22 protein-coding genes are annotated in these 22,486 nt (G+C 67.0%); 21 read left to right on the forward strand and 1 reads right to left on the reverse strand.

Going from position 1 to position 22,486, the window contains the following annotated elements; all coding sequences use genetic code 11:
* Positions 1–83 precede the first annotated feature (83 nt).
* Both rpoB and ACWF0M_RS21885 read left to right on the forward strand, forming a co-directional pair.
* On the forward strand, positions 84–3,566 hold the full coding sequence (rpoB, locus tag ACWF0M_RS21880) for a DNA-directed RNA polymerase subunit beta (protein WP_452237526.1): 3,483 nt from the start codon (positions 84–86) through the stop codon (positions 3,564–3,566).
* 68 nt (positions 3,567–3,634) lie between these two features.
* Complete coding sequence (locus tag ACWF0M_RS21885; RefSeq protein WP_452237527.1) at positions 3,635–7,495, forward strand: DNA-directed RNA polymerase subunit beta'; 3,861 nt, start codon at positions 3,635–3,637, stop codon at positions 7,493–7,495.
* A gap of 168 nt (positions 7,496–7,663) precedes the next feature.
* On the opposite strand, the gene ACWF0M_RS21890 is transcribed toward ACWF0M_RS21885, so the two are convergent.
* A complete protein-coding gene (locus ACWF0M_RS21890; RefSeq protein ID WP_452237528.1) occupies positions 7,664–8,689 on the reverse strand; it encodes a hypothetical protein in 1,026 nt (341 codons plus the stop codon).
* Positions 8,690–9,172: 483 nt separating this feature from the next.
* Between ACWF0M_RS21890 and ACWF0M_RS21895 the strand changes: the two genes are divergently transcribed.
* From ACWF0M_RS21895 to rplE, 19 genes are all read left to right on the forward strand, one after another.
* On the forward strand, positions 9,173–10,441 hold the full coding sequence (locus ACWF0M_RS21895) for a nuclear transport factor 2 family protein (RefSeq protein WP_452237529.1): 1,269 nt from the start codon (positions 9,173–9,175) through the stop codon (positions 10,439–10,441).
* 328 nt (positions 10,442–10,769) lie between these two features.
* Positions 10,770–11,144, forward strand: a complete 375-nt coding sequence (gene rpsL / locus ACWF0M_RS21900; protein WP_130384649.1) for a 30S ribosomal protein S12 — start codon at positions 10,770–10,772, stop codon at positions 11,142–11,144.
* A complete protein-coding gene (gene rpsG, locus ACWF0M_RS21905) occupies positions 11,144–11,614 on the forward strand; it encodes a 30S ribosomal protein S7 (RefSeq protein WP_130384648.1) in 471 nt (156 codons plus the stop codon). Before rpsL ends, rpsG begins: the two co-directional genes overlap by 1 nt.
* A gap of 122 nt (positions 11,615–11,736) precedes the next feature.
* Entirely contained in the window at positions 11,737–13,797 is a 2,061-nt protein-coding gene (gene fusA, locus ACWF0M_RS21910) for an elongation factor G (protein WP_452237571.1), read from the forward strand.
* A gap of 74 nt (positions 13,798–13,871) precedes the next feature.
* Positions 13,872–15,065 (forward strand): elongation factor Tu, encoded by a 1,194-nt coding sequence (gene tuf, locus ACWF0M_RS21915; RefSeq protein ID WP_452237530.1) that lies wholly within the window; start codon positions 13,872–13,874, stop codon positions 15,063–15,065.
* A gap of 362 nt (positions 15,066–15,427) precedes the next feature.
* Positions 15,428–15,736 carry a 30S ribosomal protein S10 gene (gene rpsJ, locus ACWF0M_RS21920; RefSeq protein WP_012923688.1) on the forward strand — a complete coding sequence of 103 codons (309 nt, stop codon included), beginning with the start codon at positions 15,428–15,430 and terminating at the stop codon, positions 15,734–15,736.
* A 16-nt stretch (positions 15,737–15,752) separates the two neighbouring features.
* On the forward strand, positions 15,753–16,409 hold the full coding sequence (rplC, locus tag ACWF0M_RS21925; protein WP_452237531.1) for a 50S ribosomal protein L3: 657 nt from the start codon (positions 15,753–15,755) through the stop codon (positions 16,407–16,409).
* Positions 16,406–17,098, forward strand: a complete 693-nt coding sequence (gene rplD, locus ACWF0M_RS21930) for a 50S ribosomal protein L4 (protein WP_452237532.1) — start codon at positions 16,406–16,408, stop codon at positions 17,096–17,098. Before rplC ends, rplD begins: the two co-directional genes overlap by 4 nt.
* Positions 17,095–17,400 (forward strand): 50S ribosomal protein L23, encoded by a 306-nt coding sequence (gene rplW, locus ACWF0M_RS21935; RefSeq protein WP_130384643.1) that lies wholly within the window; start codon positions 17,095–17,097, stop codon positions 17,398–17,400. The genes rplD and rplW overlap by 4 nt, the downstream gene beginning before the upstream one ends.
* Positions 17,400–18,233, forward strand: a complete 834-nt coding sequence (gene rplB, locus ACWF0M_RS21940) for a 50S ribosomal protein L2 (protein WP_130384642.1) — start codon at positions 17,400–17,402, stop codon at positions 18,231–18,233. The genes rplW and rplB overlap by 1 nt, the downstream gene beginning before the upstream one ends.
* Positions 18,234–18,248: 15 nt before the next feature.
* Positions 18,249–18,530: a 30S ribosomal protein S19 gene (rpsS, locus tag ACWF0M_RS21945; RefSeq protein ID WP_452237533.1), complete on the forward strand. Its 282-nt coding sequence runs from the start codon at positions 18,249–18,251 to the stop codon at positions 18,528–18,530.
* A gap of 52 nt (positions 18,531–18,582) precedes the next feature.
* Positions 18,583–19,185 carry a 50S ribosomal protein L22 gene (gene rplV, locus ACWF0M_RS21950; RefSeq protein ID WP_452237534.1) on the forward strand — a complete coding sequence of 201 codons (603 nt, stop codon included), beginning with the start codon at positions 18,583–18,585 and terminating at the stop codon, positions 19,183–19,185.
* Between the two features lies 1 nt (position 19,186).
* Positions 19,187–20,044 (forward strand): 30S ribosomal protein S3, encoded by an 858-nt coding sequence (rpsC, locus tag ACWF0M_RS21955; RefSeq protein ID WP_452237535.1) that lies wholly within the window; start codon positions 19,187–19,189, stop codon positions 20,042–20,044.
* A 3-nt stretch (positions 20,045–20,047) separates the two neighbouring features.
* Positions 20,048–20,467, forward strand: coding sequence for a 50S ribosomal protein L16 (rplP, locus tag ACWF0M_RS21960; RefSeq protein ID WP_452237536.1), 420 nt, complete (start codon positions 20,048–20,050; stop codon positions 20,465–20,467).
* On the forward strand, positions 20,467–20,754 hold the full coding sequence (rpmC, locus tag ACWF0M_RS21965) for a 50S ribosomal protein L29 (RefSeq protein WP_134120245.1): 288 nt from the start codon (positions 20,467–20,469) through the stop codon (positions 20,752–20,754). The genes rplP and rpmC overlap by 1 nt, the downstream gene beginning before the upstream one ends.
* Positions 20,751–21,047, forward strand: coding sequence for a 30S ribosomal protein S17 (gene rpsQ / locus ACWF0M_RS21970; protein ID WP_452237537.1), 297 nt, complete (start codon positions 20,751–20,753; stop codon positions 21,045–21,047). Before rpmC ends, rpsQ begins: the two co-directional genes overlap by 4 nt.
* 106 nt (positions 21,048–21,153) lie before the next feature.
* The gene (rplN, locus tag ACWF0M_RS21975) at positions 21,154–21,522 is read left to right on the forward strand and encodes a 50S ribosomal protein L14 (RefSeq protein WP_012923677.1); all 369 of its coding nucleotides are present in this window, start codon (positions 21,154–21,156) and stop codon (positions 21,520–21,522) included.
* Between the two features lies 1 nt (position 21,523).
* The gene (rplX, locus tag ACWF0M_RS21980; RefSeq protein ID WP_452237538.1) at positions 21,524–21,913 is read left to right on the forward strand and encodes a 50S ribosomal protein L24; all 390 of its coding nucleotides are present in this window, start codon (positions 21,524–21,526) and stop codon (positions 21,911–21,913) included.
* Positions 21,913–22,485 (forward strand): 50S ribosomal protein L5, encoded by a 573-nt coding sequence (gene rplE / locus ACWF0M_RS21985; protein ID WP_452237539.1) that lies wholly within the window; start codon positions 21,913–21,915, stop codon positions 22,483–22,485. Before rplX ends, rplE begins: the two co-directional genes overlap by 1 nt.
* The last annotated feature ends 1 nt before the right edge of the window (position 22,486 follow it).

Below are 22,486 nucleotides of genomic sequence, written 5' to 3' on the forward strand. Positions count from 1 at the left end.
CTCGAGTTCTCAACTTGACTGGGGCGGCTTGGCGTGCGCTCCCAGCACCGATGTGATTTTGCGAGCCCGTGGAAGGACGCCCCTTGGTCGCCTCGCGCAACCCCCAGTCCGACAGCATTTCCAACGTCACCGGCCCCCGCCGCATCTCCTTCGCAAAGATCTCCGAGCCTCTCCAGGTTCCGGATCTGCTTGCGTTGCAGGTGGATAGTTTCGACTGGTTGGTCGGTAACGAAACCTGGCAGGCCCGCGTGGCCGCCGCCGAGGCCGAGGGCCGGTCGGACCTGTCCGGTCCCAGCGGCCTGGAAGAGATCTTCGAGGAGATCTCCCCGATCGAGGACTTCAGCGGCACCATGTCGCTGTCGTTCCGCGACCACCGCTTCGAGCCGCCGAAGAACACGGTGGACGAGTGCAAGGAGCGGGACGTCACGTACTCCGCTCCGCTGTTCGTCACCGCCGAGTTCATGAACAACGAGACCGGCGAGATCAAGAGCCAGACCGTCTTCATGGGTGACTTCCCGCTGATGACGCGCAAGGGCACCTTCGTGATCAACGGCACCGAGCGTGTCGTCGTGTCGCAGCTCGTCCGTTCGCCCGGTGTGTACTTCGAGCGCACCCCGGACAAGACGTCCGACAAGGACATCTTCACCGCCAAGATCATCCCGTCGCGCGGCGCGTGGCTGGAGTTCGAGGTGGACAAGCGGGACATGGTCGGCGTCCGCCTCGACCGCAAGCGCAAGCAGAACGTCACCGTGCTGCTGAAGGCGCTCGGCTGGACCGACGCGCAGATCCTCGAGGAGTTCGGGGACTACGAGTCGATCCGCCTGACCCTGGAGAAGGACCACACGTCCGGCCAGGACGACGCGCTGCTCGACATCTACCGCAAGCTGCGTCCGGGTGAGCCGCCGACCCGCGAGGCCGCGCAGGCGCTGCTGGAGAACTACTACTTCAACGGCAAGCGCTACGACCTGGCCAAGGTCGGTCGCTACAAGATCAACAAGAAGCTCGGCCGTGACGAGGCGCACGACATGGCGGTGCTGACCGTCGACGACATCGTCGCCACGATCAAGTACCTGGTCGCGCTGCACGAAGGCAAGACCGAGCTGCCCGCCCCGACCGGCGAGATCGTGGTCGAGGAAGACGACATCGACCACTTCGGCAACCGCCGGCTGCGGACCGTCGGCGAGCTGATCCAGAACCAGCTGCGCACCGGCCTGGCCCGGATGGAGCGCGTGGTCCGGGAGCGGATGACGACCCAGGACGTCGAGGCGATCACGCCGCAGACCCTGATCAACATCCGTCCGGTGGTGGCGGCGCTGAAGGAGTTCTTCGGCACCTCCCAGCTGTCGCAGTTCATGGACCAGACCAACCCGGTCGCGGGCCTGACCCACAAGCGCCGGCTGAACGCGCTCGGCCCGGGTGGTCTGAGCCGTGAGCGGGCCGGCTTCGAGGTCCGCGACGTGCACCCGTCGCACTACGGCCGGATGTGCCCGATCGAGACCCCGGAAGGCCCGAACATCGGCCTGATCGGCTCGCTCGCGTCGTACGGCCGGGTGAACGCGTTCGGCTTCGTCGAGACGCCGTACCGCAAGGTCGTCGACGGCCAGGTCACCGACCAGGTGGACTACCTGACCGCCGACGAGGAGGACCGGTTCGTCATCGCGCAGGCGAACGCCGCGCTGAACGACGACAACCGGTTCGCCGAGGAGCGCGTGCTGGTCCGTCGCCGCCACGGCGAGGTCGAGCTCGTGCCGGTCGACGACGTGGACTACATGGACGTCTCGCCGCGCCAGATGGTGTCGGTGGCGACCGCGCTGATCCCGTTCCTCGAGCACGACGACGCCAACCGCGCGCTGATGGGTTCGAACATGCAGCGCCAGGCGGTGCCGCTGATCACCTCGGACGCCCCGCTGGTCGGTACCGGCATGGAGTTCCGCGGTGCGGTCGACGCCGGAGACGTGGTTGTCTCCGACAAGCCCGGTGTGGTCAAGGAGGTCTCGGCCGACCTGATCGAGATCGCCGCCGACGACGGCACGTACCAGACCTACCGGATGGCGAAGTTCCGCCGCTCGAACCAGGGCACCTGCATCAACCAGCGCCCGCTGGTGGACGCCGGTCAGCGGGTCGAGGTCGGTACGCCGCTGGCCGACGGTCCGTGCACCGACGAGGGCGAGATGGCCCTCGGCCGCAACATGCTGGTCGCGTTCATGACGTGGGAGGGCTACAACTACGAGGACGCGATCATCCTCAGCCAGCGCGTCGTGCAGCAGGACCTGCTGACCTCGATCCACATCGAGGAGCACGAGGTCGACGCCCGGGACACCAAGCTGGGCCCGGAGGAGATCACCCGGGACATCCCGAACGTCTCCGACGAGATGCTGTCCGACCTGGACGAGCGCGGCATCATCCGGATCGGCGCCGAGGTCACCACCGGTGACATCCTGGTCGGCAAGGTGACGCCGAAGGGCGAGACCGAGCTGACCCCGGAGGAGCGGCTGCTGCGCGCGATCTTCGGTGAGAAGGCGCGCGAGGTCCGCGACACGTCGCTGAAGGTCCCGCACGGCGAGGAGGGCACCGTCATCGGTGTCCGCGTCTTCGACCGGGACAACGGCGACGAGCTGCCGCCGGGTGTCAACCAGCTGGTCCGCGTCTACGTGGCCCAGAAGCGGAAGATCTCGGTCGGCGACAAGCTGGCCGGCCGGCACGGCAACAAGGGCGTCATCTCCAAGATCCTGCCGGTCGAGGACATGCCGTTCCTCGAGGACGGCACCCACGTCGACGTGATCCTGAACCCGCTGGGCGTGCCCGGCCGGATGAACGTCGGCCAGGTGCTGGAGACCCACCTCGGCTGGATCGCCTCCCGCGGCTGGGAGGTCGACCCGGAGAACGAGGAGGAGTGGGCGCAGCGGCTGATCAAGATCGGCGCCGGTGCGGCCGAGCCGATGACGAACGTCGCCACTCCGGTGTTCGACGGCGCCACGGAGGAGGAGGTCACCGGCCTGCTCAGCTCCACGCTGCCGAACCGGGACGGCGTCCGGATGGTCAACGGGCAGGGCAAGGCGAAGCTGTTCGACGGTCGTTCGGGTGAGCCGTTCCCGGAACCGGTCGGTGTCGGCTACATGTACATCCTGAAGCTGCACCACCTGGTCGACGACAAGATCCACGCGCGTTCGACCGGTCCGTACTCGATGATCACGCAGCAGCCGCTGGGCGGTAAGGCCCAGTTCGGCGGCCAGCGGTTCGGCGAGATGGAGGTGTGGGCCCTGGAGGCCTACGGCGCCGCCTTCGCGCTGCAGGAACTGCTGACCATCAAGTCGGACGACGTGGTCGGCCGCGTCAAGGTGTACGAAGCGATCGTCAAGGGCGAGAACATTCCGGAGCCGGGTATCCCGGAGTCCTTCAAGGTTCTGGTCAAGGAAATGCAGTCCCTGTGTCTGAACGTGGAAGTGCTCTCGTCCGACGGAAGCCGGGTCGAGATGCGCGACAGCGAGGAGGACGTCTTCCGTGCAGCGGAGGAACTGGGCATCGACCTGTCCCGGCGTGAGCCGAACAGCGTCGAGGAGGTCTGAGCGCGTTGGCGCTTGAGATCAACAACCAACTCACTCAGACCATCTTTACAATCGGGAGATAACACATCGTGCTCGACGTGAACTTCTTCGACGAGCTTCGGATCGGCCTGGCGACCGCGGATGAAATCCGCCAGTGGTCGCACGGCGAGGTCAAGAAGCCCGAGACGATCAACTACCGGACGCTCAAGCCCGAGCGTGACGGTCTGTTCTGCGAGAAGATCTTCGGTCCCACCCGGGACTGGGAGTGCTACTGCGGCAAGTACAAGCGCGTTCGGTTCAAGGGCATCATCTGCGAGCGGTGTGGCGTCGAGGTCACCCGTTCCAAGGTGCGCCGCGAGCGGATGGGCCACATCGAGCTGGCCGCGCCGGTCACCCACATCTGGTACTTCAAGGGTGTCCCGTCGCGGCTCGGCTACCTGCTCGACCTCGCCCCGAAGGACCTGGAGAAGGTCATCTACTTCGCGGCGTACATGATCACCGACGTCGACGAGGAGTCGCGGCACCGCGACTTGTCCTCGCTCGAGGGTCGCGTGGACGTGGAGCGCAAGCAGCTCGAGAACCGTCGTGACAACGACATCGAGCAGCGGATGAAGAAGCTCGAGGAGGACCTGGCGCAGCTCGAGGCCGAGGGCGCCAAGGCCGACGTACGCCGCAAGGTCAAGGAAGGCGCCGAGCGGGAGGTCAAGCAGCTGCGCGACCGCTCGCAGCGCGAGATCGACCGCCTCGACGAGGTCTGGACCCGGTTCAAGAACCTGAAGGTCCAGGACCTCGAGGGCGACGAGATCCTCTACCGCGCCATGAAGGAGCGGTTCGGCAAGTACTTCGAGGGCGCCATGGGTGCCGCCGCGATCCAGCGCCGGCTGGAGACCTTCGACCTGAAGGCCGAGGCGGACAACCTGCGCGAGACGATCAAGACCGGTAAGGGCCAGCGCAAGACCCGCGCCCTGAAGCGGCTGAAGGTCGTCACCGCGTTCCTGGCGACGAACAACAGCCCGATGGGCATGGTGCTCGACTGCGTTCCGGTGATCCCGCCGGACCTGCGGCCGATGGTCCAGCTCGACGGTGGCCGGTTCGCCACGTCGGACCTGAACGACCTGTACCGCCGGGTGATCAACCGGAACAACCGGCTCAAGCGACTGCTCGACCTGGGCGCGCCGGAGATCATCGTCAACAACGAGAAGCGGATGCTGCAGGAGGCCGTCGACGCGCTGTTCGACAACGGCCGCCGTGGCCGTCCGGTCACCGGCCCGGGCAACCGGCCGCTGAAGTCGCTGTCCGACATGCTCAAGGGCAAGCAGGGCCGGTTCCGTCAGAACTTGCTCGGCAAGCGCGTCGACTACTCGGGCCGCTCGGTCATCGTGGTCGGCCCGCAGCTGAAGCTGCACCAGTGCGGTCTGCCGAAGGCGATGGCGCTGGAGCTGTTCAAGCCGTTCGTGATGAAGCGGCTGGTCGACCTCAACCACGCGCAGAACATCAAGTCCGCCAAGCGGATGGTCGAGCGTCAGCGCGCCCAGGTCTGGGACGTGCTGGAAGAGGTCATCACCGAGCACCCGGTCCTGCTCAACCGTGCACCAACCCTGCACCGGCTGGGCATCCAGGCGTTCGAGCCGCAGCTGATCGAGGGCAAGGCGATCCAGATCCACCCGCTCGTCTGCTCCGCGTTCAACGCGGACTTCGACGGTGACCAGATGGCGGTACACCTGCCGCTGTCGGCCGAGGCGCAGGCCGAGGCCCGGATCCTGATGCTGTCGACGAACAACATCCTGAAGCCGGCCGACGGCCGTCCGGTCACGATGCCGACCCAGGACATGATCATCGGCATCTACTTCCTGACGATGCTGAAGGACGGTGCCCTCGGTGAGGGCCGCGCGTTCAGCTCGGTGGCCGAGGCGCTGATGGCCTTCGACCGCAAGGAGTTGGCGCTGCAGGCCAAGATCACCATCCGGCTCAACGGTTCGGCCGCACCGCAAGGCGCGCTCGAGACGGCCGACGGTGGCTTCGCTCTGGAGACCACTCTTGGCCGGGCGCTGTTCAACGAGGCGCTGCCGTCGGACTACCCGTTCGTCGACACCGAGGTGGGCAAGAAGCAGCTCGGTGGGATCGTCAACGACCTGGCCGAGCGGTACACCAAGGTCGAGGTCGCGCACGCGCTGGACGCACTGAAGGACCTGGGTTACTACTGGTCCACGCGTTCCGGTGTGACGGTGTCGATCGACGACTTCAGCACGCCGCCGTCCAAGCCGGAGATCATGGCGCGGTACGAGGCCCAGGCCGAGAAGGTCCAGAAGCAGTTCGAGCGAGGTCTGATCACCTCGTCCGAGCGGCGCCAGGAGCTGATCGAGATCTGGACCGGCGCCAACGCCGAGGTCGGTAAGGCGATGGAGGAGAACTTCGCCAAGGACAACCCGATCTGGATGATGGTGCACTCGGGCGCCCGAGGCAACATGATGCAGATCCGGCAGATCTCCGGTATGCGTGGCCTGGTGGCCAACCCGAAGGGCGAGATCATCGCCCGGCCGATCAAGTCCAACTTCCGTGAGGGCCTGTCGGTGGTCGAGTACTTCATCGCCACCCACGGCGCGCGGAAGGGTCTGGCCGACACCGCGCTGCGGACCGCCGACTCGGGGTACCTGACCCGTCGTCTGGTGGACGTGTCGCAGGACGTGATCATCCGCGAGGAGGACTGCGGCACCGAGCGGGGCCTGCCGAAGCAGATCGGCGAGAAGGACCCGTCCGGCAAGGTCGTGCACGCCGAGAACGTGGAGACCAGCGCGTACGCGCGGACCCTGGCCACCGACGCCCTGGACGCCGACGGCAACGTCGTCCTCGCCGGCGGCGCCGACCTGGGCGACGTGTCGATCGCGAAGCTGGTCGCGGCCGGGCTCGAGGAGGTCAAGGTCCGGTCGGTGCTCACCTGTGACGCCAAGACCGGTACCTGCGCGAAGTGCTACGGCCGTTCGCTGGCGACCGGCAAGCCGGTCGACATCGGCGAGGCGGTCGGCATCATCGCGGCCCAGTCCATCGGTGAGCCGGGGACGCAGCTGACGATGCGGACCTTCCACACCGGTGGCGTCGCGGGTGATGACATCACCCACGGTCTGCCGCGTGTGGTCGAGCTGTTCGAGGCGCGTCAGCCCAAGGGCAAGGCGCCGATCTCGGAGGCCGCGGGCCGGATCGCGATCGAGGACACCGACAAGACCCGGAAGCTGGTGCTCACCCCGGACGACGGTTCCGAGGAGGTCGCCTACCCGGTGTCGAAGCGTGGCCGCCTGCTGATCGAGGACGGTCAGCACGTCGAGGTCGGTCAGCAGCTGACGCAGGGTACGCCGGACCCGCAGGAGGTCCTGCGCATCCTGGGTGTCCGCAAGGCGCAGGAGCACCTGGTGGACGAGGTCCAGGAGGTGTACCGGTCGCAGGGTGTGGCCATCCACGACAAGCACATCGAGATCATCGTCCGGCAGATGCTGCGCCGGGTCACGGTGATCGAGTCCGGCGAGGCGAACCTGCTGCCGGGTGAGCTCGCGGACCGGATCATGTTCGAGGCGGAGAACCGTCGCGTCGTGGCCGAGGGCGGTACGCCGGCCTCGGGTCGTCCGGTGCTGATGGGGATCACCAAGGCCTCGCTGGCGACCGAGTCGTGGCTGTCGGCCGCCTCCTTCCAGGAGACGACCCGCGTCCTCACCGAGGCCGCGATCCACGGCAAGTCCGACTCGCTGGTCGGTCTGAAGGAGAACGTCATCATCGGCAAGCTGATCCCGGCCGGTACGGGCATGGACCGGTACCGCAACATCCGGGTGGAGCCCACCGAGGAGGCGAAGGCCGCGATGTACTCGATGGTCGGCTACGAGTCGTACGACTACGACTTCGGCCCGTCCAGCGGACAGTCGGTCCCGCTCGACGACTTCGACCTCGGTTCGTACCAGAACTGAGCCGAGTCACCGCGCCCCGCACGGGGCGATGAAGAACTGATACCGAGGGCGGCGCTTCCCGATCCGGGAGGCGCCGCCCTCGCCCTGTCTCCTCGAGGCACTGCCCGCCCCAAACCGATTTGGGGACGGCCGCTGCCCGTTCTGGGCAGAGCAACCTCCCCAGACTGTCTAGGCGGCCTTGCGAGCGACGGAACAACTGGCCGAGCAGGCGCGCGCGGTGCCGGTCCAGCCTCGAAGGCGGAGCGCAGTAGCCACCTGCGTGGCTGCCAGGCATGGCTCGTCGAGCAGTTGATAGCCAAATCGCAGGGTCAGCTGGCCGCTCATCGCCGTGGAATTGTCCCGGTGCATGTCCCGCCACCGCGACTCGGAGTCCGAGTGACCGGCGTGCCCGTCGAGCTCGATGACGAGTCCGTAAGGCGAGTACAGGGCGTCGCGATAACGGACGCGTCGGCCAGACCCGTCCGTCGACTCGACCCGGACCTGCCGCTCAGCGGTCGGCAGGGCATGCGCCCGCTCGACCCGGCGCAAGTAGACCTGCTCCAGGAACGACTGCACACCGTCCGCCGCGTCCAGTACGACCCGGCGGAGTACCTGGCGAGCGGGCAGTCTTTTGAGCGAGTCGAGTTCGGCGAGCAGACGCTGGGGAGTAGAGGCGCGCTGGCGGCAGACATCGAGTAGCAGAGCGGCCTGCCGGGACGCGTTCGGGTCTGCACTCGCTCTCATCAGAGCCGCGACTTCGAGCCGCACGATCGGGGGAGTCCGGGAGCCGTGTAGTTGCGCTGCGAAACCGCGATGGCGGCTGACGAGAACCCCGGCCCGCTGGTCGACCCTGCGCGAATGCGGTACCGCGAGGTGAATGCGATCGTCTCCGCCAACGCCCTCGACGCCGTACCAGCGCAGCGCCGTGGCGCCGGTGAGGGCGGCATCCGGGCCGTAGGCGAGCCAGGCGGCCCAGACCCTGGTTTCCCACGGCAGCGGCCCGGTGAAGTCGACGTACACCCCGCCGTGGACCTGCTGGATCTGACGCGCACGGCGCCGCCGCGAAAGGACCTTGTCCGTGATCCCGTGTGCTACCGCCTGCTGTCTGCTGAAGGCGCCCGACTGCCGGTGACACAGCTCCCTGAACAACCGAGTCAGTCTGTCGGCCATCTCGTCAGGTGGGCCGGCGTCCGGCACCGCTTCGACGTTTCGCATGGAACTCCTCTCGGCGGATCGCCCGCGGATCCGCTGCCAGAGAAGATGCACCGCCTACCACCCGTCCCGCCCGGCCATTCGCCACCTGTGCATATCCGATCCGAGCCACCACCCCTTCCAACGCCGAGCTCCCGCGGCCCCCTCCGTCGCCCAAACCGGTTCGGGGAGGCGAGCACCTCGATCCGGGTGGATGATCCTCCCCGGTCTGGGTGGGTCTCGTTCCCGAACCGGTTTGGGGAGTCGTGCTGCGGAAGTGGGCGGGGACTCTTGCGGGGTGCGGGAGAGGGCGGGGGCGGGGTGGGTCTTGTGGCGCGTGAGGGAGGGGGCGGGGGCGGGGTGGGCTTGTGGCGCGTGAGGTTTGGGCGGCGCTTTGGGGTGTTTGGTGGTGCGATTTGCTGGTTCTTGCGGACCTCGTGCGGCGGTTTGGGAAAGACACTCGGGGTGGCGGCACACAGCGTGCCCGTCATGCGCCAAGATTGGTGCATGACGGATCTGCCGGCCTACCTGCGGCCTTTCGTCTTGGGGGTTCTGGAAGGTTCTGACGTACGCGTCGATCGCCTGGGGGAGATCGACTTGTACCGCCCGCCCGGTACCGCCCGAGGCGGCGCAATTCTTTTCGTGCACGGGGGACCTGGCCCGGCCGGCCTCGAGGTGATGCCTCGGGACTGGCCGGTCTACAAGGGCTACGCGACGGCTGCCGCCAGGCTGGGCCTGGTGGCCGCGGTCGTCGACCACAGCCTGATTCACGGCCTCGACCGACTGGTCGCGGCCGCGGACGAGGTGGAGGCCGCGGTCGGCGTACTGCGTTCCGACCCACGAGTTGACCCCGATCGGGTCGGGTTGTGGTTCTTCTCCGGCGCCGGCCTGCTGGCCGGGGAGTGGCTGGACAGCCGCCCCGACTGGCTGCGCTTCGTCGCCCTGACCTACCCCCTGCTCGCCACCCCGCCCGGTGTCGACGATTTGGTAACCGCCGCCGAAGTGATCGGCAAACACAAGGACCTGCCGGTGCTGCTGACCAGAGCTGGACTCGAGCGTGAGGAGCTCGCCGGTCCGGTAGCGGAGTTCGTCTCCGCGGGCGGCGCCGCGCTGGACATCATCGACGTACCGAAAGGGCACCACGGGTTCGACATGCTCGACCACACCGAAGAATCACGCGCCGCCGTCACCAAGGCTCTGGACTGGGCGATCGCCCACCTCGGCGAAGAGCCTGGCGCGGACGGCAAGCTCCTCGTCCCACCCCCGGCCAAGAAGAAGACCACTTCAACCCGCCGTACGCCGTCCGCAGCCAAGGCGGCCGTCGCGGTCCAGGAAGCCCCGGCTGAACCCGCTACTCAGCCGGCCCCTGCACCTGTCCCTGCCACCCCTGCAGCCGCCCCTGCACCCGCCCTTACACCCGTGACGGCACCCGTGACGGCACCCGTCACGGCCGACACCCCGGCCGCGCGGGTGATCGGCCGGGAGCACGCGGCGTACGCCGCCCACGACCTCGAGGCCTTCCTGGCCATGTACTCGCCGAACGCCCGGATCCTGCTCGCGGACGGCGCCGAACTCAAGGGCCGCCGGTTCCTGCGCGAGTTCTACCGCCCGCGCTTCGCCGCCGGCCAGTGCAAGACCGAGGTCGTCCAGCGGCTGATGCTGGGGGAGTGGGTGGTGGAGCACGTGGTCGCGTACGACGACGGCGGATCCACCCCGCAGCTCGCCCTCTACCGGGTCGCCGACGGCCTGATAACGGACGTCGAGTTCCGCGTCTGACGACACCAGGTCAGGGCCTCTGGAAGCGCTTGCCAAGAGTCACTCCGGAGGCCCTGTACTATGGATTAGCGGAACGTCTCCGACCGCGGTCTTTTACTCATTTTGACCGCACTTGAGGCACCCGCTAGTCTTAACGATCGTGCCCGGGGTCTTTCTCGGGCCGTCATGCGTGCCCCTCGTCCAACGGATCGGGCCGCGTGGCACGGGACTCCTGCCGACAGTCTGGAAGATTACGGCTTCGGTCTGCTCGTGCGCACGCGACACACCCGACCGCGGGGGTCAGGCAAAAGCTACAAACCCAGCCGGACGACAGAAAGAGACCCACGCGGTGCCCACCATTAACCAGCTGGTCCGCAAGGGCCGCCAGGACAAGGTGTCCAAGAACAAGACGCCCGCCCTGAAGGGTTCCCCTCAGCGTCGTGGTGTGTGCACGCGCGTCTACACGACCACGCCGAAGAAGCCGAACTCCGCGCTTCGCAAGGTTGCGCGTGTCCGCCTGACCAGCGGCATCGAGGTCACCGCCTACATTCCCGGCGTCGGCCACAACCTGCAGGAGCACTCGATCGTGCTCGTGCGCGGTGGTCGGGTGAAGGACCTCCCGGGTGTCCGGTACAAGATCATCCGCGGTTCGCTCGACACCCAGGGTGTGAAGAACCGGAAGCAGGCTCGCAGCCTCTACGGCGCGAAGAAGGAGAAGAGCTAATGCCGCGCAAGGGCCCCGCCCCGAAGCGCCCGGTCATCATCGACCCGGTCTACAGTTCGCCGCTCGTCACCCAGTTGATCTCGAAGATCCTGGTCGACGGCAAGAAGCAGATCGCGCAGAGCATCGTGTACAACGCGCTCGAGGGCACTCGCACCAAGACCGGCACCGACCCGGTGATCACGCTGAAGCGTGCGCTGGACAACGTGAAGCCGAGCATCGAGGTGAAGAGCCGCCGCGTCGGTGGTGCCACGTACCAGGTGCCGATCGAGGTCAAGCCGGGTCGCTCGACCACGCTCGCCCTGCGCTGGCTGACGTCGTACTCCCGTGCGCGTCGCGAGAAGACCATGTCCGAGCGCCTGATGAACGAGATCCTGGACGCGTCCAACGGTCTCGGTGCGTCGGTGAAGCGCCGCGAGGACACGCACAAGATGGCCGAAGCCAACAAGGCTTTCGCCCACTACCGCTGGTGATCCGGGGTCCGATCCGGACCCCAGCGCTCACCCCTTTGACGCAGTACAGAATCGAGAGGTAGACCACCGAGGTGGCCGTACAAATCACCACCGACCTGGCCAAGGTCCGCAACATCGGGATCATGGCCCACATCGACGCCGGCAAGACGACGACGACCGAGCGGATCCTCTTCTACACCGGTATCACCTACAAGATCGGTGAGGTCCACGACGGCGCCGCCACGATGGACTGGATGGAGCAGGAGCAGGAGCGCGGCATCACGATCACGTCCGCCGCGACGACCTGCACCTGGAAAGACCACACCATCAACATCATCGACACCCCGGGCCACGTCGACTTCACCGTCGAGGTGGAGCGTTCGCTGCGTGTCCTCGACGGTGCCGTCGCCGTGTTCGACGGTGTCGCCGGCGTGGAGCCGCAGTCGGAGACCGTTTGGCGTCAGGCCGACCGGTACGGCGTACCCCGCATCTGCTTCGTGAACAAGCTGGACCGGACCGGCGCTGAGTTCATGCGCTGTGTCGACATGATCGTCGACCGGCTGGCCGCGGTGCCGCTGGTGCTGCAGCTGCCGATCGGGTCCGAGGCCGACTTCATCGGCGTCGTCGACCTGATCGGGATGCGCGCGCTGACGTGGCGCGGCGAGACCACGATGGGTGAGGACTACACCGTCGAGGAGATCCCGGCGACCCACACCGAGATCGCCGCCGAGTGGCGCGACAAGCTGATCGAGACGCTGGCCGAGGCCGACGACGAGATCATGGAGATGTACCTGGAGGGCGACGAGCCCACCCAGGAGCAGATCGTCGCGGCCATCCGCCGGGCGACCATCGCCAGCAAGCTGACCCCGGTCCTGACCGGCACCGCGTTCAAGAACAAGGGCGTCCAGCCCCTGCTCGACGCGATCAACGCCTACCTGCCGAGCCCGATCGACGTCCCGGCCATCGAGGGCCACGACGTCCGGGACGCGGAGCAGGTCGTGCTGCGCAAGCCGGACGACAGCGAGCCGTTCTCGGCGCTGGCGTTCAAGATCGCGGCCGACCCGCACCTGGGCAAGCTGACCTTCATCCGGGTGTACTCGGGCAAGCTCGAGACCGGCACCCAGGTGCTGAACCCGACGAAGGGCCGCAAGGAGCGGATCGGCAAGATCTACCGGATGCACGCGAACAAGCGTGAGGAGATCGCGGCGATCGGCGCCGGCCACATCGTCGCCGTGATGGGCCTGAAGGACACCACCACCGGTGAGACCCTGTGCGACCCGGCCAAGCCGGTCGTGCTGGAGTCGATGCAGTTCCCGGCCCCGGTCATCTCGGTCGCCATCGAGCCCAAGTCGAAGGCCGACCAGGAGAAGCTGGGCGTCGCGATCCAGCGGCTCGCCGAGGAGGACCCGACCTTCCAGGTCCGGACCGACGAGGACACCGGCCAGACGATCATCGCCGGTATGGGCGAGCTGCACCTCGAGGTGCTGGTCGACCGGATGAAGCGCGAGTTCCGCGTCGAGGCCAACGTCGGCAAGCCGCAGGTCGCCTACCGCGAGACCATCAAGAAGAAGGTCGAGAAGGTCGACTACACGCACAAGAAGCAGACCGGTGGTTCGGGTCAGTTCGCGCGTGTGATCATCAACGTCGAGCCGACCTCGGTCGAGGCCGGCGGCGAAGGCGGTTACGAGTTCGTCAACGCCGTCACCGGTGGCCGCATCCCCCGGGAGTACATCCCGTCGGTGGACGAGGGCGCCCAGGAGGCGATGGAGTTCGGCGTACTGGCCGGCTACCCGATGGTGGACGTCAAGGTCACGCTGACCGACGGCGCCTACCACGATGTCGACTCGTCCGAGCTCGCCTTCAAGATCGCCGGTTCGATGGCCTTCAAGGATGCCGCCCGCCGGGCGACTCCGGTCATCCTGGAGCCGATGTTCGCGGTCGAGGTCATCACCCCCGAGGACTACATGGGTGAAGTGATCGGCGACCTCAACTCGCGCCGCGGCCAGATCCAGTCGATGGACGAAGGCCCCGGTGGCAGCCGGGCCATCAAGGCCCTGGTGCCGTTGTCCGAGATGTTCGGGTATGTCGGCGACCTGCGGTCCAAGACCCAGGGCCGCGCGTCCTACTCGATGCAGTTCGATTCCTACGCCGAGGTTCCGAAGAACGTGGCGGAAGAGATCATCAAGAAGGCCCGGGGCGAGTAACTTCTCGTTCCTGACCACCACACCCACAGCGCGTCGGCGTACGGCGTAGTCAACATTTATCCAGGAGGGCCCCAGTGGCGAAGGCGAAGTTCGAGCGGACCAAGCCGCACGTCAACATCGGTACCATCGGTCACATCGACCACGGTAAGACCACGCTTACCGCGGCGATCACCAAGGTGCTGCACGACAAGTACCCGACCCTCAACGAGGCGTCGGCCTTCGATCAGATCGACAAGGCGCCGGAAGAGCGTCAGCGCGGTATCACCATCTCCATCGCGCACGTCGAGTACCAGACCGAGGCCCGGCACTACGCCCACGTCGACTGCCCGGGTCACGCGGACTACATCAAGAACATGATCACCGGTGCGGCCCAGATGGACGGTGCGATCCTGGTCGTCGCCGCCACCGACGGCCCGATGCCGCAGACGCGTGAGCACGTGCTGCTCGCCCGTCAGGTCGGCGTGCCGGCGATGGTCGTCGCCCTGAACAAGTGCGACATGGTCGACGACGAGGAGATCCTGGAGCTCGTCGAGCTCGAGGTTCGCGAGCTGCTCTCGGAGCAGGAGTTCGACGGCGACAACGCACCGGTTGTCAAGGTCGCGGCGCACCCGGCACTGCAGGGCGACGCCAAGTGGGGTGAGTCGATCCTCGAGCTGATGGACGCGGTCGACAACTACATCCCGCAGCCGGAGCGCGAGATCGACAAGCCGTTCCTGATGCCGGTGGAGGACGTCTTCACCATCACGGGTCGCGGCACGGTCATCACCGGCCGGATCGAGCGCGGTGTCGTCAAGGTCAACGAGACCGTCGACCTGATCGGCATCCGCGAGACCAAGCAGACCACCACGGTCACCGGTATCGAGATGTTCCGCAAGCTGCTCGACGAGGGCCAGGCCGGCGAGAACGTCGGTCTGCTGCTTCGTGGCACCAAGCGCGAGGACGTCGAGCGCGGCATGGTCGTCATCAAGCCGGGCACCACGACCCCGCACACGAACTTCGAGGCGTCGGTCTACATCCTCTCGAAGGAGGAGGGCGGCCGTCACACGCCGTTCTTCCAGAACTACCGCCCGCAGTTCTACTTCCGCACCACCGACGTCACCGGTGTCGTCACGCTGCCCGAGGGCACCGAGATGGTCATGCCGGGCGACAACACCGACATGTCGGTCGAGCTGATCCAGCCGATTGCCATGGAGGACGGTCTGAAGTTCGCGATCCGTGAAGGTGGCCGCACCGTCGGCGCCGGCCGGGTCACCAAGATCATCAAGTGATCTCACGAGGTCCGCGAGGGCTCGCTCACTGAGCCCCCGCGGACCTCTGCTTTTGCGCCCGATCCGGCGCTCAGGTGGTACCGGATCAGGCGTGAAAGCCACCCGATTGGCGTTCCGATGCCGATCGATGGCACAATATTCAGGTTGCTCAGGCGAGGCCGCCGGGGCGCGCCCCAGGTCCTCTTGACCCGGCTGGTGCGCCGGACCGGAGACCTTGCCGGGTTCCGGTCCGAGACCGGTCCCCGATCTCCAATCCAGGTCGACGAAGCGGTAGGTCACGTGCGTTCCGCGCACGCGACACACCCGACCGCGGGGGTCGGAGCAACGAAGGCGAAGACGATAGAGAAGGACAAAGCGAAGCGATGGCGGGACAGAAGATCCGCATCCGGCTGAAGGCCTACGACCACGAGGTCATCGACAGCTCGGCACGCAAGATTGTCGACACGGTGACGCGTACTGGTGCGAAGGTTGCTGGCCCGGTGCCGTTGCCGACGGAAAAGAACGTGTTCTGCGTCATCCGCTCGCCGCACAAGTACAAGGACAGCCGCGAGCACTTCGAGATGCGCACCCACAAGCGGCTCATCGACATCATCGACCCCACGCCGAAGACCGTCGACTCGCTGATGCGTCTCGACCTGCCGGCCGGCGTCGACATCGAGATCAAGCTCTGAGGGACGCGAACAGCCAATGAGCAAGCTAAAGAACACGCGCGGTCTGCTGGGCACCAAGCTCGGCATGACCCAGACCTGGGACGAGAACAACCGCGTCGTCCCCGTGACCGTGGTCCAGGCCGGCCCGTGCGTCGTGACCGAGGTCCGCACCTCGGCCAGCCACGGGTACGACGGCGTCCAGATCGCCTTCGGCGACATCGACCCGCGGAAGGTGACCAAGCCGATGCGCGGTCACTTCGACAAGGCCGGCGTGACGCCGCGGCGCCACCTGCTGGAGCTGCGCACCGCCGACGCCAGTGAGTACACCCTGGGCCAGGAGATCAAGGCCGAGGCCTTCGAGGCCGGTGAGCGGGTCGACGTTTCCGCGACCAGCAAGGGCAAGGGTTTCGCCGGTGTCATGAAGCGGCACGGCTTCCACGGTCTGCGCGCCACCCACGGTGTGCACAAGAAGCACCGCTCGCCGGGTTCCATCGGCGGCTGCGCCACCCCGGGCCGGGTCTTCAAGGGCCTGCGGATGGCGGGCCGGATGGGCGCCGAGCAGGTCACCACGCAGAACGTGTCGGTGCACGCGATCGACACCGAGCGCGGCCTGATCCTGCTGAAGGGCGCCGTACCAGGCCCCAAGGGCGGCCTCGTGCTGATCCGCAACGCCGCGAAGGGAGCTGCTAAGTGAGCACCGTCGACGTCGTCGTCGTCAAGGGCGACAAGGTCAGCAAGAAGGGTTCCGCCGAGCTTCCGGCCGAGCTGTTCGACGTCCAGGTCAACGTGCCGCTGATCCACCAGGTCGTGGTGGCCCAGCTGGCCGCGGCCCGCCAGGGCACGCACAAGGTGAAGACCCGGGGCGAGGTGTCCGGCGGTGGCGCCAAGCCGTACCGCCAGAAGGGCACCGGTCGCGCCCGCCAGGGTTCGACCCGCGCGCCGCAGTTCACCGGTGGTGGCGTCGTCTTCGGCCCCACGCCGCGCGACTACAGCCAGCGGACCCCGAAGAAGATGATCGCCGCCGCGCTCCGCGGCTCGTTGTCGGACCGGGCCCGGGACGGCCAGGTGTTCGTGGTCGAGAGCTTCGTGGACGGCGACAAGCCCTCCACCAAGTCGGCCCTGAAGGTGCTGAGCGAGGTGACCGAGCCGGGTAAGGCGCTGGTCGTCGTCGACCGCGCCGACGAGGTCACCTGGCTGAGCCTGCGCAACGTGCAGCACGTGCACCTGATCGCCGCCGACCAGCTCAACGCGTACGACGTGCTGTGCAGCGACGCGGTCGTGTTCACCAAGAGCGCGCTCGACTCGTTCGTCGCCGGCGCGCCCAAGGGCAAGTCAGTCAAGGCCGTCGCAACGTCGACTGAGGCCGAGGAGGTAGAGGCATGAGCCACGGAGTCAACAAGGACCCCCGCGACGTGCTGCTCCGGCCGGTCGTGAGCGAGAAGAGCTACGGCCTGCTGGACGAGCAGAAGTACACGTTCGAGGTCGCACCGGACGCCAACAAGACCGAGATCAAGCTCGCGGTCGAGAAGGTCTTCAAGGTCAAGGTCAGCGACGTCAACACCCTCAACCGCAAGGGCAAGCGGCGCCGGACCCGGTCCGGCTTCGGTAAGCGCCCGGACACCAAGCGGGCGATCGTGACCCTCAAGGGCGACGACCGCATCGACATCTTCGGAGGCCAGTCGTAATGGGAATCCGCAAGTACAAGCCGACGACGCCGGGCCGCCGTGGCTCGAGCGTGGCCGACTTCGTCGAGCTCACCCGTTCGACCCCCGAGAAGTCGCTCCTGCGTCCGCTGCCGAAGAAGGGCGGCCGGAACAACTCCGGCAAGATCACCACCCGGCACCACGGTGGCGGTCACAAGCGGGCGTACCGGCTGATCGACTTCAAGCGGTACGACAAGGACGGCGTGCCGGCCAAGGTCGCGCACATCGAGTACGACCCGAACCGGACCGCACGGATCGCACTGCTGCACTACGTCGACGGCGAGAAGCGCTACATCCTCGCCCCGACCAACCTGAAGCAGGGCACCGTCGTCGAGAACGGCCCGGCCGCCGACATCAAGATCGGTAACAACCTGCCGTTGCGCAACATCCCGGTCGGTTCCACGATCCACGCTGTCGAGCTGCGTCCGGGCGGTGGCGCCAAGATGGGCCGCTCCGCCGGTACCAGCATTCAGCTGGTCGCCAAGGAGGGCCGGATGGCTACCCTGCGGATGCCGTCCGGCGAGGTCCGGATGGTCGACGTACGCTGCCGCGCCACCCTCGGTGAGGTCGGCAACGGCGAGCAGTCGAACATCAACTGGGGCAAGGCGGGCCGGATGCGCTGGAAGGGCAAGCGCCCGACCGTCCGCGGTGTCGCGATGAACCCGGTCGACCACCCGCACGGTGGTGGTGAGGGTAAGACCTCGGGTGGTCGCCACCCGGTGTCACCGTGGGGCCAGCCGGAAGGCCGGACCCGCACCCGCAAGGAAAGCGACCGAATGATCGTCCGGCGCCGCAAGGCCGGCAAGAAGCGCTGATAGGAGCCGGCCACAATGCCACGCAGCTTGAAGAAGGGCCCGTTCGTCGACCACCACCTGGCAAAGAAGGTGGAGGTGCAGAACGAGTTGGGCACCAAGAACGTCATCAAGACCTGGTCTCGCCGATCGATGATCGTGCCGGACATGATCGGCCACACGATTGCGGTGCACGACGGCCGCAAGCACGTGCCGGTGTTCGTGACGGACTCGATGGTCGGGCACAAGCTCGGCGAGTTCGCCCCGACCCGGACGTTCAAGGGTCACGAGAAGGACGACCGGAAGTCACGGCGTCGCTGATCCGCGAGGACAGTGACGAAGCGAAAGCAATCTACGGAGAGATTCGAACATCATGAGCGTTCAAGAGCGTAGGGCGATCAGCGCCCGTCGCGAGAGCCTGCTGGGCGAGCAGCCCGGGGCTTTCGCGGTCGCGCGCTTCGTCCGCGTGACGCCGATGAAGGCGCGCCGCGTGGGGGATCTGGTGCGCGGTCTGGGCGTCGACGACGCACTCGCCACTCTGAAGTTCGCCCCGCAGGCCGCTGCCGCGACCGTGTACAAGGTCGTCGACAGCGCCGCGGCGAACGCCGAGGGCACCGAGCACCTGAGCCGGGCCGACCTGGTCGTGGCCAAGGTCCTGGTGGACGAGGGACCGACGCTGAAGCGTCACCGCCCGCGTGCACAGGGCCGGGCCACCCGGATCGACAAGCGGACCAGCCACATCACCATCGTGGTCACGCCGCGGGTCACCGACGAGCCGGTCGAGAAGGCACCGGCCAAGAAGGCGGCCGCCAAGAAGTCCGCGGACACCGCGGACACGGCGAAGAAGGCACCGGCGAAGAAGGCTGCCAAGAAGGCTGCCGACAAGCCGGCCGAGGCCGCCGAGAAGCCGGCCAAGAAGGCGACCGCCAAGAAGGCGGCCACCAAGAAGGCCACCGCTGAGAAGAAGGAGTCCTGACGTGGGACAGAAGGTTAACCCGCACGGGTTCCGTCTCGGCATCAGCACCGATCACAAGAGTCGTTGGTACGCCGACAAGCTGTACAAGGACTACGTGGGCGAGGACGTCAAGATCCGTCGCCTGCTGAGCAAGGGCATGGAGCGCGCCGGTATCTCCCGTGTGGAGATCGAGCGCACCCGTGACCGGGTCCGGGTCGACATCCACACCGCTCGTCCGGGCATCGTCATCGGTCGCCGCGGCGCCGAGGCGGACCGGATTCGGGGCAGCCTGGAGGAGCTCACCGGCAAGCAGGTGCAGCTGAACATCCTCGAGGTGAAGAACGCCGAGGTCGACGCTCAGCTGGTCGCACAGGGTGTGGCCGAGCAGCTGTCCGGCCGCGTGGCGTTCCGCCGCGCGATGCGCAAGGCGATGCAGACCACCATGCGTGGCGGCGCCCTGGGCATCCGGATCCAGTGCTCCGGCCGGCTCGGTGGCGCGGAGATGTCGCGGTCGGAGTTCTACCGCGAGGGTCGCGTCCCGCTGCACACACTGCGGGCCGACATCGACTACGGCTTCTACGAGGCCCGGACGACCTTCGGCCGGATCGGCGTGAAGGTCTGGATCTACAAGGGCGACGTCGCCGGCACTCGCGCCGAGCGTGAGGCGCAGGCCGCTGCTCGCGCCGCGACCCAGCAGCGTGGCCGTCCGGCCCGTCGTGACGGTGGCGACCGTGGTGACCGTGGCGGTCGCGGTGGTGACCGTGGTGGCCGTGGTGGCGACCGTCGTGACAACCGTCGTGACAACAACGCCGCTCCGGCGGCCGAGGCGTCCGCGCCGGCGGCTGACAAGCCCGCCGAGACGACCGGAACGGAGAGCTGAACAATGCTCATCCCCCGCAAGGTCAAGCACCGCAAGCAGCACCACCCGACGCGCTCCGGCGCGGCCAAGGGTGGTACGACGCTCGCCTTCGGTGACTTCGGCATCCAGGCGCTGGAGAGCCACTACGTCACCAACCGGCAGATCGAGGCCGCGCGTATCGCGATGACCCGGCACATCAAGCGTGGCGGCAAGGTGTGGATCAACATCTACCCGGACCGTCCGCTGACCAAGAAGCCGGCCGAGACCCGGATGGGTTCCGGTAAGGGTTCGCCGGAATGGTGGATCGCCAACGTCAAGTCCGGTCGCGTGATGTTCGAGCTGTCCGGCGTACCGGAGGACATCGCTCGCGAGGCGATGCGCCGCGCGATCCACAAGTTGCCGATGAAGTGCCGCTTCATCACCCGAGAGGCAGGTGAGAACTGATGGCTACCACCGTGACCGCAGCTGAGCTGCGCAACCTCGGCCGGGACGAGCTGATGACCAAGCTCGGTGAAGCCAAGGAGGAGCTGTTCAACCTCCGGTTCCAGGCTGCCACGGGCCAGCTGGAGTCCCACGGCCGGCTGCGCGCCGTCCGTAAGGACATCGCCCGCATCTACACGGTGCTGTCCGAGCGTGCGCTCGGGATCACCGAGGAGGTCGACGCCCCGGTTGCCGAGGCCGAGACCGAGGCCGACGAGCCTGCGGACGACAGTGAGAAGGCGAACGCATGACCGAGAACACGAAGGACGAGACCGTGAGCACGACCCCCGAGGCGCGCAGCCACCGCAAGACCCGGGTGGGCCTGGTGCTGAGCGACAAGATGGACAAGACCGTCGTGGTCGAGGTCGAGGACCGGGTCAAGCACAAGCTGTACGGCAAGGTCATCCGGCGTACCAGCAAGCTCAAGGCGCACGACGAGCAGAACGCCGCCGGCACCGGCGACCGCGTCCTCCTGATGGAGACCCGGCCGCTGTCGGCGACCAAGCGCTGGCGCGTCGTCGAGATCCTCGAGAAGGCCAAGTAGTTCCCGTCCGGGTACGTCGAGTACCAGGCCGGCAACCAATCGAAATTATTCGTTCCGCAAGGCTCGGCCCAGCTGAGAACCAGCGAGACAACCAGGAGATCAACAGATGATCCAGCAGGAGTCGCGACTGAAGGTCGCCGACAACACGGGTGCCAAGGAGATCTTGTGCATCCGCGTTCTCGGTGGCTCCGGTCGGCGCTACGCCGGTGTCGGTGACACGATCGTCGCCACCGTCAAGGACGCGATCCCCGGCGGTGGTGTGAAGAAGGGTGACGTCGTCAAGGCGGTCGTCGTGCGGACCGTGAAGGAGCGCCGGCGTCCGGACGGCTCCTACATCCGCTTCGACGAGAACGCCGCGGTGATCCTGAAGGCCGACGGCGAGCCGCGCGGTACCCGTATCTTCGGGCCGGTCGGCCGGGAGCTGCGCGAGAAGCGCTTCATGAAGATCATCTCGCTTGCGCCGGAGGTGCTCTGAGATGGCCCAGCAGAAGAAGCTGAACGTGAAGAAGGGCGATCAGGTCCGCGTGATCGCCGGTAGGTCCAAGGGCCTCGAGGGCAAGATCATCCAGGTCTTCCCCGACGACGAGAAGGTCATCGTCGAGGGCGTCAACCGGGTGAAGAAGCACACCAAGGTGCAGCAGGCCCAGCGCGGCGGCACCACCGGTGGCATCGTCACCCAGGAAGCCCCGATCCAGGTCTCGAACGTGGCGCTTGTCGTCGAGGTCGAGAAGGACGGCAAGAAGGAGAAGGTGACCACGCGCGTCGGCTACAACCGCGTCGAGGTGCAGAAGCGCCGTCCCGACGGTTCGACGTACACGGGTTACCGGAGCGTCCGGATCGCCCGGCGTACCGGCGAGGAGATCTGATGACCACCGCAGTATCGGAGACCAAGGTCCAGCCGCGGCTGAAGACGAAGTACCGCGAGGAGATCGTCGGCCAGCTGCACGAGCAGTTCAAGTTCGAGAACGTCATGCAGGTGCCCGGGCTCACCAAGATCGTGGTGAACATGGGCGTCGGCGAGGCGGCTCGCGACTCGAAGCTGATCGAGGGCGCGGTGAAGGACCTGGCCGCGATCACCGGCCAGAAGCCGCAGGTCACCAAGGCCCGCAAGTCGATCGCGCAGTTCAAGCTGCGTGAGGGGATGCCGATCGGCGCCCACGTGACGCTGCGCGGCGACCGGATGTGGGAGTTCCTGGACCGGCTGCTGGCGCTCGCGCTGCCCCGGATCCGCGACTTCCGCGGCCTGTCCGCGAAGCAGTTCGACGGCACCGGGAACTACACCTTCGGTCTGACCGAGCAGGTGATGTTCCACGAGATCAACCAGGACCGCATCGACCGGGTCCGGGGCATGGACATCACCGTGGTGACCACCGCGAAGAACGACGACGAGGGTCGGGCCCTGCTGCGGTCGCTCGGCTTCCCGTTCAAGGAGAACTGAC

The organism is Kribbella sp. NPDC055110, from assembly GCF_053607525.1.

Bases quoted from the DNA above. Each gene is read 5' to 3' on its own strand.
- ACWF0M_RS21890 (WP_452237528.1), bottom strand. From the start codon at position 8,689: ATGCGAAACGTCGAAGCGGTGCCGGACGCCGGCCCACCTGACGAGATG.
- ACWF0M_RS21895 (WP_452237529.1), top strand. From the start codon at position 9,173: ATGACGGATCTGCCGGCCTACCTGCGGCCTTTCGTCTTGGGGGTTCTG.
- rpsG (WP_130384648.1), top strand. From the start codon at position 11,144: ATGCCGCGCAAGGGCCCCGCCCCGAAGCGCCCGGTCATCATCGACCCG.
- fusA (WP_452237571.1), top strand. From the start codon at position 11,737: ATGGCCCACATCGACGCCGGCAAGACGACGACGACCGAGCGGATCCTC.
- rpsJ (WP_012923688.1), top strand. From the start codon at position 15,428: ATGGCGGGACAGAAGATCCGCATCCGGCTGAAGGCCTACGACCACGAG.
- rplC (WP_452237531.1), top strand. From the start codon at position 15,753: ATGAGCAAGCTAAAGAACACGCGCGGTCTGCTGGGCACCAAGCTCGGC.
- rplW (WP_130384643.1), top strand. From the start codon at position 17,095: ATGAGCCACGGAGTCAACAAGGACCCCCGCGACGTGCTGCTCCGGCCG.
- rplB (WP_130384642.1), top strand. From the start codon at position 17,400: ATGGGAATCCGCAAGTACAAGCCGACGACGCCGGGCCGCCGTGGCTCG.
- rpsS (WP_452237533.1), top strand. From the start codon at position 18,249: ATGCCACGCAGCTTGAAGAAGGGCCCGTTCGTCGACCACCACCTGGCA.
- rplV (WP_452237534.1), top strand. From the start codon at position 18,583: ATGAGCGTTCAAGAGCGTAGGGCGATCAGCGCCCGTCGCGAGAGCCTG.
- rplP (WP_452237536.1), top strand. From the start codon at position 20,048: ATGCTCATCCCCCGCAAGGTCAAGCACCGCAAGCAGCACCACCCGACG.
- rpmC (WP_134120245.1), top strand. From the start codon at position 20,467: ATGGCTACCACCGTGACCGCAGCTGAGCTGCGCAACCTCGGCCGGGAC.
- rpsQ (WP_452237537.1), top strand. From the start codon at position 20,751: ATGACCGAGAACACGAAGGACGAGACCGTGAGCACGACCCCCGAGGCG.
- rplN (WP_012923677.1), top strand. From the start codon at position 21,154: ATGATCCAGCAGGAGTCGCGACTGAAGGTCGCCGACAACACGGGTGCC.
- rplX (WP_452237538.1), top strand. From the start codon at position 21,524: ATGGCCCAGCAGAAGAAGCTGAACGTGAAGAAGGGCGATCAGGTCCGC.
- rplE (WP_452237539.1), top strand. From the start codon at position 21,913: ATGACCACCGCAGTATCGGAGACCAAGGTCCAGCCGCGGCTGAAGACG.